This window comes from Chondromyces crocatus (assembly GCF_001189295.1).
Taxonomy (GTDB): Bacteria; Myxococcota_A; Polyangia; order Polyangiales; family Polyangiaceae; genus Chondromyces; species Chondromyces crocatus.
In genome coordinates this window covers 3,711,455-3,725,186 of record NZ_CP012159.1, presented here as the reverse complement: position 1 = coordinate 3,725,186, position 13,732 = coordinate 3,711,455, and the positions used below count along the sequence as shown (strand labels likewise).

Sequence of the window (13,732 nt, the reverse complement as noted above, 5' to 3'; positions counted from 1 at the left end):
CACGTCCCGAGGGGGGCGACAGGCGCGCTGGCACGGCGTGTGTGACGCGCCCTCGGCAACCTGGCTGACATCACAGAAGAGGAACCTCACAAATCCGGGCGCCAGCGTCGGCTGGGTTCGAGGACGGACGAGAGGGCGCTCTGCCCACGGCAGGCGCAGGGCGTGGCACGCACAGCACGCGGTCGATCGCGCGGTGAGCGCTCGACACGACGGGGCGAGCAACGGAGGGAGAGACGAGATGCAGCGCCGAGAGTTTCTGCGGTCGACGGCCGTGCTGGCAGGTGCCTTCCTGGCGCCAGGTTGCGCTGCTCCTCCGGAGATTGAGGTCCTGGACGGCGCCACGTACTTTCCTCAGTCGGTGGCCTCCGGGGAGCCGCGGCCCGAGAGCGTGATCCTCTGGACGCGCATCCAGAACCCGAGGCACGCGGGACGTGATGTGCCGCTGCACCTGGAGGTCTCGACCAGCGAGGACTTTCAGAGCCTGGTGGTCAGCACGTCCGTCTGGGCGCGGGCACGACATGATTACTGCGTGAAGGTGCGGATCGAGCAGCTCTCGCCGGCCACGACATACCATTATCGTTTCATTCACGATCATCACGGGAGGCGGTACGCGTCGAGACCGGGGCGGACACGCACGGCGCCTGCACCCGGGGCAGACGTGCCTGTGCGCTTTGCCTTCCTGTCGGGACAGGATTTCAGCGCAGGGCATTACAACGCGCTGCTCTTGCTCGCCCGGGAGGAGATCGATTTCGTGGTGCACCTGGGCGGCTACATTCACGAGGTCGCCGAGCGCGGGATCCGTGTGGCGCGGCAGGTGACGTTCACCGACCAGGAGGGCGCCATGCCGGTCGAGGTGGACGGTCGCGAGGTGCTCGCGGCGGCGTCGCTGGACAACTACCGCGAGCTCTACCGCGTCTACCGCTCCGATCGCGCGCTCCAGCGGGTCCACGAGCGCTTTCCCATGGTGATGATCTGGGGGGACCACGAGTTCTCCGAGGACAGCTACGGGGCGACGTCGACCTACTTCGACGAGCGCGCCGACGAGACCGACGTGCGCCGCAGGAAGAGAGCCAATCGCGCCTGGTTCGAATACCAGCCCGTCGACACGCCGAACGAGGAGAGCGTCTACGATCCGGACGCGCCCTACCCGGGCCAGCTCCGCATTCACCGGGACCTCGTGTTTGGACGTCACGTCCATCTGGTCCTGACCGACCTTCGCACCCACCGGGGCGATCATCTGGTGCCGGAGGACGCCCTGCCAGGGGCGGTGGTGATCACGGACGCGGCGCTGAGGGAGAAGGAGGCCGCGAGCTACCCCCCGGCCTGGGCTTCACGGTATGTCGACGTGGAGACGTACCAGGGGGGGATCTACCAGTCCGCACTGATCGCTGCAGCGCCGACGTGTGGTTACGATCCCGTGCTGGTTCACGGGGACCTCGCGGTGGATTTCATCAACGAGGTGCTGTCGGTCCACAATGCGACGCTGCCCGTCACGAAGCGGCTCGCCCCGATCGACGCGACGGCGTCTCCCCTGTGGGGCGTGTCGTTCGGCGATATCGGCAAGGTGGCACCGTATTCGGCGATGGGCGCGCGCTACCTGCTCCGCAAGGAGGCATTCGACTCGTATGCCAGGCAGCGCTACGAGCAGTCCCGGGGGCGCAGCGAGCAGATCATGGGCTCCGAGCAGGAGCTCTGGTTCCTGAAGACGCTCCAGACCTCCGAGGCGACGTGGAAGGTGTGGGCGAGCGAGCATGCCTTCTCCCCGCAGGTGCTCGACCTGACCCATGCGAACGTGCCTGCACCACTGCAACGAGCCTTCTACGTGAGCGGCGACACGTGGGATGGCTTCCCCAACCGGCGCCGCGCCCTGCTGGAGGCGCTGGCGAGGCTCGACGGGATGGTCGTGCTCTCGGGGGACGCTGGCGCCTTCTTCGCGGCGTTGCCCGCAGTGGAGGGGGACGAGGGCCGGAGGGTCGTGGAGTTCGCCGGCCCCCCGGTGTCATCGAGACCACTCGACGGACGGCTTGCCAAGCAGGTGGGCGAGCATCCTCTTTTGAAGGGCCAGGTGTCCTCGAACCAGGCCGGGGCGATGGCGACGGAGACGCTGCTCACAGCGCCCGAGGTGGGGGCGAACCCACATCTGGCGCTCGCGAAGACGCAGCGGAACGGCTACGTCGTCGTGGAGGCAGGTCCTGACGCGCTGCACACGACGGCGCGGCTCCTGGATCCAGAGGACCTAGACGCCGACCACACGGGCCTCGAGCTGGGGCTCGCCGCGCGGCTCGAGACCATCCGGCTGAGGATCCTGGCGGGTGAGGCAGCCCTCGAACGCGAGGAGGAACTCGTGTGGCGTCGGTGGAGCCCCGAGCTGGCCATGTGGGTGTGAGGCGATAGACCACTCGGCGCAGATGTGCGCATAGACCGCAGACATTGCGACGGAGGGAGCAAGCCTGCGACCAGATTTGCTCTGCACGGTGGATTCACTTGACGAGCATGCCCTTCGTCGCTTTTATGCACGATGCAGGTCTCCTGCAGCAGCACCCAAAAAGGCGGGATGCAATGCCCAGCCATCCAATGTCCAACGTGTCCGTCGTGAAGGAGTTCCCCCCATGTTGAAGCTCTCTGGTTGCCTCGCCGTCGCCGCCGCCGTTTCGGTCGTCTCCCTGGCCCCCGCGACTGCCAGTGCCCAGTGCGGTGACATTGCTACCTCCGCGCTCAACATCGTCACCGAGAATCTTGTGACCGGCAATGGCGCACCATTCTTCACGGCGGCATTCCGGTTTGCCTATGATCTCGAGACCTCGGATGTCCGCGACCTGTGGGATTACTACAGCCCGAGCTCGCCGACCTATTACGAGCACATTCTCAATGGGCAGTATTTCACCGCGACCAGCACGCTGGTGGACGCGAACAACGACGGGATCGCCGACAACATCGCGGCTGGCGACATCCTGGTGATCAACTCGTCTTCCGTGGCGCCTGCCTACGGCGGCCACACGGTGGTGGTCGTGGGTGACGTGAAGGTCCTCTCCTCCAAGCAGAACCCCATCACGCTCGACACGCAGTGGATCGTGCCGATCGCCGACCAGACGGGCAGCACGCACGGGTGCCTGAGCGTGGGCGGCACGAACTACAACGACAGCCGCGGCTGCTCGTCGTACGCGGCCGGTGCTGCTCCCGGCACGGCGTACATGCGCGTGTACACGAACGCCAACGGCGAGGCGACCGCGTACAACTGGCGCGTGAACGGCAGCCACACGAGCTACTACGATCAGGCGACGCGCCCCTTCACCTTCGGCCGCGTCACGCCCTGCAACCCCTGAGCAAGGTCCCCACGAGAAGGCCGTGAGCTGTCGCTCGCGGCGTGCTCGGCTCCGCTCGACGACGACCCACGAAGACGCGAGGGAGGCGCCCTCAACAGCGCCCCCCTCCCCGCCGTAACGGCGCTCCCGACTCCCCCGAACAACGCTCGAACGCTCTCGCTTCACAGCGAGCTCGCTCAGCTTCTGGCAGGCTCGTTCGCTCAGCGCCAGGAGAGAGAGAGCTGGATGGAGGCGAGGGAGATGTCACCTCGCTCGCCGTCGTCTTCGGGAGCTCGCCAGAAGGTGCGCACATCACGGGCGCCGGCCAGCTCGAGGGCAATGCGGCAGAACGTGGCGGCCGAGGGCATGTACCAGGGCAGCAAGAAGGTCGGCAGCTTGTGGGTGGCGATCTCCACCGTGCCGTCCGCGTTCTCGGTGGAGGTCGCGTCGCCGAAGTCGATGTACCTGCCGAAGCCACGCGCAAGGCGTAGCGCGACCTGAGCTGGCGTCGCACCGCGGTAGAACGATCGGTAGATGGAGTTCAGGTCCTCGGTGGCCCGAGCGCGGGTGCCCTCGATGCTCGCAGACTCGAAGGAGACGCCTCGCGTCCTCGCCATGGCCGAGAAGAGAGGCACGATGGGGAAGATGTCGTACCAGCCCGAGGCGAGGAAGAGCTGGTCGAAGAACCCAAGGAGCGTCTGGTCGTTGAGTTCTTCCCGCAACCGCTCCAGGGCGCCCGTTTCCTGCGCGAGGCGCCCGAAGATGCCGGAGTAGACCACCCCCTTGATGTGGAAGCCGCTCTTCCCTGGAGCAGCAGGAAGCGTCGGAATACGAAGGACGCTCAGAGGGCGGCGGGTCATCGCGGCGCGAGAATAACCCAACGCGTCGCTCAAACAATGCAGTGTGACACGACGGGTGATCACAAAACGCAGAGGGCGCACCCATGGCACGCCCTCACAGCAGGCTCTTCGGCTCGCGAAGAGGTTACTTCACGTCGAGCTTGATGGAGACCGCCTCTTCCTTGCTGAGGCACTGCGTCTTCGCGGCGTCGCAGACGCCGAACTTGACCTTGCCCTTGATCTCCTTCGCGCCAGCGGCAGAGGGCGTGACCGCGATCTTGAACTCGACCGCGTGGTCGTCGATCTTCACGCTGCCCTTGTCGTCCTTCGTGAGCTTCGCCTTCTCGAAGGTCAGGCCGCTGGTCTCGTCGAGGACGAGCTTCGCCGGGTACTCCTGGTTGATCTTCCACGCGCCGGTGGCGGTCACCGAGACGGTGGCTTCTGCCTTCGAGTTCGCCTTCGCAGCTGCAGGCGGCGTGACCTTGAACTCGTACTCGGAGGCGGCGAGCGCGGTGCCCGAAACGGTGGCAGCAACCAGAGCGGCGATGGTGAAGATCTTCTTCATGGCGTTTCCCTCGTCCTTCGACTTACTTGCGCGAGTGGTTTCGGTTTTCGCGTCGTTGTTTGAGCTTCTTGTTTAGCACGGCGCGTGCCGCACGGGGCGCATGACGCGAGGCGAGGCAAGAATCCAGCGCTTCTAAAAAAAGCCTGCATTGTCGTCTCTCGGAAGGCCTCAGGACGGGTCGCACTGGTCTCGAACGGTCGATGGGTGGGGGAGCGTGGTGGTGCGCCTGGGATCCACCTGGATAACCCAGGTCTCAGCGCCGCCCCGAGTCGACGGTGTCTGCGGGCGCTGCGATGCCCTGAGGCAGCCTTCAGGGCACCGGGAGGCGGAGGCGCGCATAAAGAGAGAGGGCGGCCACGAAGGCCCGCATGCCTTCGTTCATCGGCATGCGGTCGCCGCTGAAATGATGCAGGCCGAACCGAAGCAGCGAGGGAGAGGCGGCGACGCCTCGCTCGATCCGGACGCGGTCGCGGCCGTAGAAGCGGCGGACCAGGCGACGCCGCACCCGCAGATCGGCGCCGAGCCGTGAGCGCTGGATGTGCTGGTCCCAGTCGGTGAAGTCCAGCGCACCTGCGTCGAGACGCGGGGCGAGGTAAGCGCCCGCGAGCACGCCGTACGCGATGGCCTGGGCGATGCCCTCCCCGAAGAGGGGATCGATTCCGGCGGCTTCACCGACGAGCAAGGCGCGAGGGCGCGCCATGGTCAGGCCTGCCGCGAGGCCCCGCTCGGCGAACCGCTTGAACCTGTAGCGCGCGGGGTCGAGGCCGCGCTTGCGGAGGTGGGCTCGCAGCAAGGCGTCGGGATCGCCACCTGCGAAGGCTTCGTCCGATGCGCTCCTGGAAAGCGCTCCAGGGTGAAGGACGTACACGCCACGGCAGACCATGGGCGCGCCATCGATGAGCGTGGGGAAATCCCAGGCGTAGCCGGCATACGAGTGATCATCGAGGTCGAAGTGGAGCATGTCACGGGGGCGATCCGTGGCGACCGGCTCGGTGTCGACCTCCACGGCCTGGGCACGGAGGCGGCCGAAGGGCAAGCCGAGGGCGCGGCGGACGATGCTCCCGACGCCATCGGCGCCGATCACCACCCGACCGTGAAAAGCGCCCTTGGTGCTCTCGGCGACGACCTCTTCGTCATGGAAGGACAGCGCGGTGACCCGCGCGCCTTCGACGACCTGGATGCCGCGGGTTCGCGCGATGCGGGCGAGGGCGTGATCGAACTCGATCCGTCGCACCACCCGGCCGATCACCCCGGCTCGATCGGAGACTTCGCCGTCGAGGGTGGTGGCGCTCATGCCACGGATGGCCACGCTCGGCACGTCGACGTGGACGCCGAGGCGGGCGAGTGCCCTGTCCGCGCGGCCGCCAAGACCTCCCGCACAGTACTTGTCTCGTGGGTAGTGGTCTCGCTCGAGGACGACGATGCGCTCGGCGAGCGCTGGCTTCTGGTGCGCGAAGGCGAGGGCCGCGGTGACGCCCGCTGGCCCACCACCGACGACGATCACCTCATGGTTCGGCACGCATAGATGGCTACCACGGTCCGATAAGGGAAGGCGAAGGTCGGTCGCCCGCGGAGGTCCGGGTGCTCGGCAGCGAGCTGGCGGACCTCGCGGAGCACGGCCAGCCGCTCGGCGGTCGGGAGCGCCGCGATGTAGCTGATCGAAGCGGCGCGCTCGGCGAGCCCTTCGGCGTCGAGCTCTTGCGTGTGGGAGACCTCCCGCTCGGCCACCGGCTCGAAGAGGGGGCTCGTGGAGAGGTCTGCCCGCCAGGCAAAGCCACGGTAGTGGGGCGCCTCTCGACCGTGCCGATCGAGGATCTCCGACAGGCGAGCGACCCAGGCCACCCCGGTGTCCCGCATGTTCCATACCAGCGCCACCCGCCCCTCGGGCCGCAGCACACGGTGGATCTCGGGCAATGCCAGATCGGCGTGGAACCAGTGGAACGACTGCGCGGCAATCACGGCGTCGACCGAGGCATCCGGCAGAGGGATGGCTTCTGCAACGCCATCGAGGATCTCCAGGCCGGGCGTGGCGCCGGCGAGCTTCTGTCGCATCTCTTCGACAGGCTCGACCGCGATCAGTCGAACGCCAGAAGACACGAGCAGGCGCGTCATCTTGCCCGTTCCGGCGCCGAGATCGAGCAGGACCCGACCGGCGTGCAGACGAAGCGCGTCCGTGAGGATCTCTATGGCCTGGGGAGGGTAATCGGGGCGCCCACGCTCGTAGGCGTCGGCTGCCGCGGAGAAACCCTGTGCGGCGAGGCTGTGAAGGCTCATCGGCGTATGAAATTGTAGGAGGGGGACGTGACCACGTCCATCGTCATCCAGGGGATGCAGGGGCATCGTGGTGGCGTGCAGGACGAAGGTCAAGTTCGGTTGCCGATCTTTGCATCGATTATGGATCGACGTGCGCAAGTTTTACCGGATTCAATCAGCTTGTAAGGCGCATCCCCACGAACGGACGAGGTTTTCGTGATCGCGACGCCACCGTCACGCGGGCTTAGCAGGATGGACACCTGATGTTATAACCAGAGCGGACCGGGGGGAGGGGGATGTGATCAACATGAGTGAGAACCCGTCGACCATGCTGGGAGAGAGACCAGGACACGCTTCGGACGAGACGACACCTGAGTTCTTCGTTGTGGGCGTCGGCGCTTCGGCGGGTGGGCTCGAGGCCCTCGAACGGCTGTTCGAGGGTCTGAGTCCCGGCTGCGGCCTGGCTTTTGTGGTGGTTCAGCACCTGTCTCCAGACTTCGACAGCGTGATGGCCGAGCTGCTCGCGCGTCGCACCGAGCTGGATTGCGTGCGCGTGACCAACGGGATCGAGGTGCGAACCGACACCATTTACCTGATGCCGCCAGGCACGGAGATGATCATCTCCGGAGGGTGCCTGCTGCTCACCGAACGTGTGCTCGATCAGGGCCTCTCCTTGCCGATTGATGGTTTCTTTCGCTCGCTGGCCGAGGATATGGGCTCGCGCGCCGCCGCCGTCATCCTGTCGGGTTCGGGGAGCGACGGCTCCCGCGGGGTCCGCGCCATTCACGAGGCAGGGGGCCTGGTGCTGGTCCAGAGCGAGGAAACGGCGAGGTTCGATGGAATGCCCCGAAGCGCCATCGATACGGGAATCGTCGACCTCATCCTGTCCCCCGAGGAGCTGCGCGACGCGCTGATCCGCTATGCAAAGCGCCCCCCGGGCAGCGGCGCCGAGTTCGCCGATCTGGTCGCACTGTCGGGCTCCGGCGACGCCATGAGCCCCATTTTCGATCTACTCCGGCGAGAGTCGGGGATCGATTTCTCCCATTACAAGGCGGCGACCGTGGGTCGGCGCATCGAGCGCAGGCTCTTGCTCTCGCGGGTGGAAAGCCCCGAAGACTACGTGCGCCAGCTCCGGGACGACCCGGCGGAGCTGGCCTCGCTCTACAAGGATCTCTTGATCGGTGTGACGGGGTTCTTCCGCGATCGCGATGCGTTCATGCGGTTCGGCACCGATGTGCTGCCCGAGCTACTGGAGCGTCTCGGCCCCGATGAAGATCTCCGCATCTGGTGCGCCGCCTGTGCCACGGGCGAGGAGGCGTATTCGCTTGCGCTGCTGGCGCACGAGGCCTTCCGGAAGGCCGGTCAGCGGGTGCGGTTGAAGGTGTTCGCGACCGACGTGCACCGGGTCTCGCTGGAGGTGGCTGGCGCCGGCATCTACCCGGCAGAGAGCCTCGCAGGCTTGCCCATCGAGCTGCGCGATCGCTATTTCACGCGCACCTCCCACGGAGACCGGTTCCAGGTCTCGCCCGCGCTCCGCTCGAGCATCGTGTTCGCGCACCATAACGTGCTGCGTGACGCACCATTCACACGCATCGATTTCGTGAGCTGCCGGAACCTGCTCATTTACTTCAAGCCGGCCGCGCAGCGCAAAGCCATCTCGTTGTTCCTGTTCGGGCTCAAGGCAGGCGGCGTGATGGTGCTCGGGCCGAGCGAGACTCCGGGTCCGCTGAGCGACGAGTTTCTGCCCCTGGATCAGCGGTGGAAGATCTACCGCAAGCGGCGCGAGCTGCGCATCACCCCGGACCTGCGGGGTCAGGAGGGAGGACGCGAGCGCGGCGAACGCTTGCTGGATCGTCGGAGCATCCAGGAGAGGGCGATCACCAAGGCGCAGCACGCGCTCCTCGAGCGGTTCACGCCGCCCAGCCTGCTGGTGACACCGACCGGGGAGCTGCTGCACTCCTTCGGCGGGGGAGGACGCTTCCTCGCCTACCACGATGGAAGGCCGTCCCTGAACGTCCTCGATCTGCTGGATGGGGAGCTGAAATTCGCCGTCGCCTCGGCGCTCAAGCGCGCGGGCAAGGGAGACGAACCTGCCTTCTACGAGCGGGTCCCGGCGCGCACCCCCGACGGGTCGTGCCTCGTGCGCGTCTCGGTGATGGCCCTCGGTGGAGCCGAGGACAACCAGCAGCTGCTCGTCACCCTGGAGCCGGCGACCACGCAGTCAGCGAGCCCAGGGCAAGACGAGATGCCCGTCAACATGCTCACGCAGGAGCGCATCGAGACGCTGGAACACGAGCTACGCCATACGCAGGAGAACCTGCAGGCCACGCTCGAGGAGATGGAGACCAGCAACGAGGAGCTGCAAGCGACGAACGAGGAGCTGATCGCCTCGAACGAGGAGCTGCAGAGCACCAACGAGGAGCTGCAGAGCGTCAACGAGGAGCTGTACACCGTCAACGCGGAGTATCAGGCCAAGATCGCCGAGCTCACCGAGCTGACCACGGACATGAACCACCTCCTGGAGAGCACGGAGGTGCAGATCCTCTTCCTCGACAAGGAGCTGTGCATCCGTCGGTTGACGCCGAAGATCGCCGAGACGTTCAGTCTGCTGCCGCAGGACATCGGGCGGAGGATCGACAGCTTCACGCACAAGCTACGGCACGAGGGCATCGTGCGGGATCTGGAAGGCGTGCTCCATGGAGCCGAGCGCGTGGAGCGCGAGGTGCAGGATCTCCGCGGGCGCCACTACCTGCTCCGCGTTCTGCCCTACCGGCCGCGCCAGACGGTCGAGGGGGTGGTGCTCACGCTGGTCGATCTCTCGGCCCTCAAGGACGCCGAGCGCGAGCTGCGGACGAGCGAGGAGCGGGCGCGCCTCCGTGGGGAGCAGATGCGGGCCATCCTCGATCACGCGCCGCTCTCCATCTGGGTCAAGGACCGCAGGGGCAACTACCAGATCGTCAGCCGCGTGGCGGCCGAGGTGCTCGGTGCGCGCGCGGACTTGCTCATCGGCGAGTCCGATGAGGGGCTCCTTCCCCCGAAGCTCGCGTCCCTCCGGCGCGAACGCGACGAGCAGGTCGCCTCCACCCGCGAGGTGCTCCGGGTCGAGGAGCAGATCGAGTACGATGGCGCAGTCCGCACCTACCTGACGGTGCGCTTCCCCCTCGTCGATACCAGCGGTGAGGTCTACGCGATCGCAGGCATCGCCGAGGACATCACGGTGCGCAAGGACGCCGAGGAGCGCGATCGCACGGCCCTCAAGCGGCGCGACGACTTCCTCGCCATGCTCTCCCACGAGCTGCGCAACCCGCTCGCAGCAGTGCTCAACGCCACGTACACCATCGAGCGCAGCGAGCTCGACACGTCGGCGACCCGCTCCGCGCTCGACGTGACCAAGCGGCAGGCGCTGCACATGGCGCGGCTCCTGGACGATCTCCTCGACATCACCCGGATCACCCTGGGGAAGATCGAGATCCGGGCGGAGCCCCTCGACCTGCGGAAGGCGGCGGAGGCGGCGCTGCAGGCGGTGCAGCCACTGGTCGAGAGCAAGAAGCTCCAGCTTCATGTCGACCTGGAGCCCCTCCCGGTCGCCGTACGCGGCGATCTGCACCGCCTGCAGCAGGTGCAGAGCAACATGCTCACGAACGCCGCCAAGTTCACCCCTGCCGGGGGTCGCATCTGGCTCTCGGTGCGGCGAGAGGGGAATCAGGCCGTCATCCGCGTGCGCGACTCCGGGGTGGGCCTCCCGAAGGAGGATTTCGACCGGGTTTTCGAGCTGTTCTATCAGCGCGAGACCACGCTGGATCGCTCGTCGGGGGGCATCGGCGTCGGCCTCTCTCTGGTGCAGGCGGTCGTCGGCCTCCACGGTGGGCGCGTGTCCGCCTCGAGCGACGGCCCAGGGCGGGGCAGCGAGTTCGTGGCCTCCTTCCCTCTCTGGCAGGGTCAGCTCGTGGCCAGCACGCTGCGCCCTGCCGCGTCGCCGTCCGCGTCGCCATCCGTGTCCCGCCCGCTGTCCATCATCCTCGTCGAGGACAGCGACGACGGCCGCGAGATGCTGGAGGTGCTGCTGATGCAAGACGGCCACACCGTCACCTCCTTCTGCACCGGTGCGGAGGGAGCCGAGGCCATCATCCAGCAGAAGCCCGACCTGGCCCTCGTCGACATCGGGCTGCCCGAGGTCAACGGCTACGAAGTGGCTCGGCGCGTGCGCCGCGCGTGCGGGAAGGACGGGTTGTACCTGGTGGCCCTCACCGGCTACGGCCGGCCCGAGGATCAACAAGCCGCCTTCGACGCCGGCTTCGACGAGCATGTCGTCAAGCCCATCCGGCCCGAGATCCTGGACCGGGTCGTGGAGGGGGTCGTCACCGCGGTATCGGTTCGTGAGCGGCCGGAGACCGCGCCTCGTCACGGGTCGGATCGCTGGTCGTCCCGACCCGCGACGAGCGATGCCAACGCCGAGTGAGGGCCCGGAGAGATCTCTGGCTCACCTTTTCGGTCCGGTCTCTGGTAGCTTCCGCCCGGTGGGTGGCTGCATGCACGTTCGATGGATTCTCGCCTGCGCGGTCGCGCTGACGGCGTCGACCCCGGGGCTCGCGAAGGCCCAAAGTCCGGCCTCGGCCCCGGTCGCCGGTGATCGTGAGCGGGCGCGCGCGCTCGCCAACGAGGGGTTTGGTCACTTCGAGGCAGGCAAATACGAGGAGGCCCTGAAGGCCTTCGAGGAAGCCGAGCGCAACTTCCACGCGCCGACGATCCTGCTGATGGTCGCACGGAGCCATGTTCAGCTCGGCCATCACCAGGAAGCGAGAGCCGTCTTCCAGCGCATCATCGATGAGAAGCTCGCCAACTACGCGCCCGCCGAGTTTTTCGAGGCCCAGCAGCAAGCGCGCACGGAGATCGCGGCGCTCCCTCCGGCATCTCCCGGCGAATCGCCCGGAGCGCCGACGACCTCCCCCATCGCGCCCGTCTCGGAGCCGCCTTCTGCTCCCGGCGATGCGCAGAGCAGCGGGTCACGCAGCTCGGGCTCTCTCCTGCCCGCCGCCATCGCGTTCGGCGTCGCAGGCGTCGGCGTCGGCGTCGGGGCCGTCACGGGGCTCATGTCGTTCGGGGTCGCCAGCGACCTCGAGAAGTCGTGCGACGTCAGCGGGCGATGCCCGGAGTCCGAGAGGGCGACGAAGGACAAGGGGATGACGCTCGCGACGGTCTCCACGGTGAGCTTCGTGCTCGCGGGCGTCGCCGCGGCTGCAGGTGTCACGCTGGTCGTCCTCCGCCCTGGCAAATCGAGCCAGGAGCCGGTGAACGTCGTCGCGGGTCCAGGCTGGATGGGCGTCCGCGGCCGTTTCTGAGCCAAGCGTGCGCCCGAAATGTCGCTGGTGTTCTCCCGCCGTGGGAGGCCAAACCTTCAGGTCAGAACGCGCCGCCCACCTGACCGACGACCTGCCATGAGTCGGCGCCCTGTGTCTCGGGTCCGGTCCCGATGTCGTCGAAGAACGTGGGCCGAACGTTGAACCGCGCTCCCACCTTCACGTGCTCGGTCAGGAGCCGCTCCACCCCTGCGGCCACGGGCACCGTGACCGTGAAGGGGTCGCCCCCTTCGCCAGCAAATCCCGCGTAGCCCAGCCCCGCCGCGACGAACGGTTGCACGAACGCTTGATCGGCGAGCAGGATGTTGAAGCGCGCCGAGGCGTCGAGCGCCGTCATCACCAGGCTGCTGTCGGTCTGAGCGACGCTGCTCGATGAGCCCATGTAACTCAGCTCTCCGGCGAAGCGCTGGTTGAAGGCGGCGGTGAACCGGACGTTCCACGCGGGTCCGATGGAGGCGGCCCCATCGAGGTAGCCCACGATGCCGAACCCTCCCTCCAGGGAGTAGTCGGGCTGCGGGATCTTGCGGATCAACGGCTTGTCCGACGGGGGGACATTGCGGACGTTGAGATCGGGGTAGTCTCTGGCGTAGCTGCTCGACTGAGCGCTGGCAGCGCCGGTGAAGGTCAGACCCACCGCCACCACCGCGAACCCCATCGACACGAATCCCAGCGTGTTCATGGTCCTCTGTTCTCCTCGTTGTTCAGTCTCACCGCACGGGAGCGGTCGAGGCGCGTTCGCACCCCACACCTCGCTCGTGAGCCTCACCGCCCAGCTCGAGCGTCGTCGGCCAGGCGTCTGCGCAGGTTCCCTGCCGCCCTTCGGCCGTCACGGTGCGGCTGCCGGGGTTGTCCCCCTGGCTCGCACCCCCGCCCCCCCCTGCGTTCGGCACGGCCCGCTGCAGGACGTAGGCCAGCAGATATGTGCATCACGGGTGCGTGATGTGCGCCTCCGCCCCCAGCGGGAGCCGGCCGGACGACGGCGCCGAACTCGTTCGACGCCGGACACGTCCTGGCATAGAACCGGGACACACCAGGAGCGCACGATGTTGTCCAAGAAGAGCATCTACGAAACCCTCACCGCGCTCGGCGCGGGCGCCATGATCTCGGCCTGCGGGGGCTCTCAGACCCCCGTCAACGCGACCGAGGTCCCCGCTGCCCAGGACGCCACCCCCGCCGCCGAGGACCCGGCGACGCCGGCCGACGTCACGCCGGACGAGACCCCCGCCACGGCACCGCCTTCGGAGCCCGGCGCCGCGGCAGCTCCGGTCGACCCCAAGCCCGCCGAGACGGCGCAAGCGCCCGCGACGCCTGCCACGGCGAAGCCCGCCCCCAAGCCCGCAGCGAAGAAGCCTGCGGCAAAGAAGCCGGACGCCTCCGCAGCGTGCGGCGCAGGGACGTGCGCCTGACCCAGCCTGC

At 67.4% G+C, this 13,732-nt stretch carries 10 protein-coding genes; 5 read left to right on the top strand and 5 right to left on the bottom strand.

Annotation, left to right across the window (positions count from 1 at the left end):
* Nucleotides 1-193: 193 nt before the first annotated feature.
* Together CMC5_RS13930 and CMC5_RS13925 are read left to right on the top strand one after the other, a co-directional pair.
* Nucleotides 194-2,386 (top strand): alkaline phosphatase D family protein, encoded by a 2,193-nt coding sequence (locus tag CMC5_RS13930; RefSeq protein WP_156338566.1) that lies wholly within the window; start codon nt 194-196, stop codon nt 2,384-2,386.
* A 223-nt stretch (nt 2,387-2,609) separates the two neighbouring features.
* The gene (locus CMC5_RS13925) at nt 2,610-3,323 is read left to right on the top strand and encodes a hypothetical protein (protein WP_050430875.1); all 714 of its coding nucleotides are present in this window, start codon (nt 2,610-2,612) and stop codon (nt 3,321-3,323) included.
* 200 nt (nt 3,324-3,523) lie between these two features.
* Here the strand turns inward: CMC5_RS13925 and CMC5_RS13920 are convergent, their stop codons facing one another.
* The 4 genes from CMC5_RS13920 to CMC5_RS13905 all read right to left on the bottom strand — a co-directional run bounded on the left by CMC5_RS13920 (nt 3,524) and on the right by CMC5_RS13905 (nt 6,980).
* Nucleotides 3,524-4,162, bottom strand: coding sequence for a hypothetical protein (locus tag CMC5_RS13920; RefSeq protein WP_050430874.1), 639 nt, complete (start codon nt 4,160-4,162; stop codon nt 3,524-3,526).
* 124 nt (nt 4,163-4,286) lie between these two features.
* A complete protein-coding gene (locus CMC5_RS13915) occupies nt 4,287-4,706 on the bottom strand; it encodes a hypothetical protein (RefSeq protein ID WP_050430873.1) in 420 nt (139 codons plus the stop codon).
* Nucleotides 4,707-5,016: 310 nt separating this feature from the next.
* Complete coding sequence (locus CMC5_RS13910) at nt 5,017-6,225, bottom strand: NAD(P)/FAD-dependent oxidoreductase (protein ID WP_156338565.1); 1,209 nt, start codon at nt 6,223-6,225, stop codon at nt 5,017-5,019.
* Nucleotides 6,207-6,980 (bottom strand): class I SAM-dependent methyltransferase, encoded by a 774-nt coding sequence (locus CMC5_RS13905; protein ID WP_050435887.1) that lies wholly within the window; start codon nt 6,978-6,980, stop codon nt 6,207-6,209. Before CMC5_RS13905 ends, CMC5_RS13910 begins: the two co-directional genes overlap by 19 nt.
* Nucleotides 6,981-7,266: 286 nt before the next feature.
* On the opposite strand from CMC5_RS13905, the gene CMC5_RS13900 reads away from it, so the two are divergent.
* Both CMC5_RS13900 and CMC5_RS13895 read left to right on the top strand, forming a co-directional pair.
* Entirely contained in the window at nt 7,267-11,418 is a 4,152-nt protein-coding gene (locus tag CMC5_RS13900) for a chemotaxis protein CheB (protein ID WP_156338564.1), read from the top strand.
* Nucleotides 11,419-11,488: 70 nt separating this feature from the next.
* Nucleotides 11,489-12,298: a tetratricopeptide repeat protein gene (locus CMC5_RS13895; RefSeq protein ID WP_050430869.1), complete on the top strand. Its 810-nt coding sequence runs from the start codon at nt 11,489-11,491 to the stop codon at nt 12,296-12,298.
* A gap of 61 nt (nt 12,299-12,359) precedes the next feature.
* Here the strand turns inward: CMC5_RS13895 and CMC5_RS13890 are convergent, their stop codons facing one another.
* Complete coding sequence (locus tag CMC5_RS13890) at nt 12,360-12,995, bottom strand: porin family protein (RefSeq protein WP_050430868.1); 636 nt, start codon at nt 12,993-12,995, stop codon at nt 12,360-12,362.
* Between the two features lie 364 nt (nt 12,996-13,359).
* Between CMC5_RS13890 and CMC5_RS13885 the strand changes: the two genes are divergently transcribed.
* On the top strand, nt 13,360-13,722 hold the full coding sequence (locus CMC5_RS13885) for a hypothetical protein (RefSeq protein ID WP_050430867.1): 363 nt from the start codon (nt 13,360-13,362) through the stop codon (nt 13,720-13,722).
* Nucleotides 13,723-13,732: the final 10 nt, after the last annotated feature.

Bases quoted from the DNA above. Each gene is read 5' to 3' on its own strand.
- CMC5_RS13895 (WP_050430869.1), top strand. From the start codon at position 11,489: ATGCACGTTCGATGGATTCTCGCCTGCGCGGTCGCGCTGACGGCGTCG.
- CMC5_RS13925 (WP_050430875.1), top strand. From the start codon at position 2,610: ATGTTGAAGCTCTCTGGTTGCCTCGCCGTCGCCGCCGCCGTTTCGGTC.
- CMC5_RS13885 (WP_050430867.1), top strand. From the start codon at position 13,360: ATGTTGTCCAAGAAGAGCATCTACGAAACCCTCACCGCGCTCGGCGCG.
- CMC5_RS13905 (WP_050435887.1), bottom strand. From the start codon at position 6,980: ATGAGCCTTCACAGCCTCGCCGCACAGGGTTTCTCCGCGGCAGCCGAC.
- CMC5_RS13890 (WP_050430868.1), bottom strand. From the start codon at position 12,995: ATGAACACGCTGGGATTCGTGTCGATGGGGTTCGCGGTGGTGGCGGTG.
- CMC5_RS13900 (WP_156338564.1), top strand. From the start codon at position 7,267: ATGAGTGAGAACCCGTCGACCATGCTGGGAGAGAGACCAGGACACGCT.
- CMC5_RS13915 (WP_050430873.1), bottom strand. From the start codon at position 4,706: ATGAAGAAGATCTTCACCATCGCCGCTCTGGTTGCTGCCACCGTTTCG.
- CMC5_RS13920 (WP_050430874.1), bottom strand. From the start codon at position 4,162: ATGACCCGCCGCCCTCTGAGCGTCCTTCGTATTCCGACGCTTCCTGCT.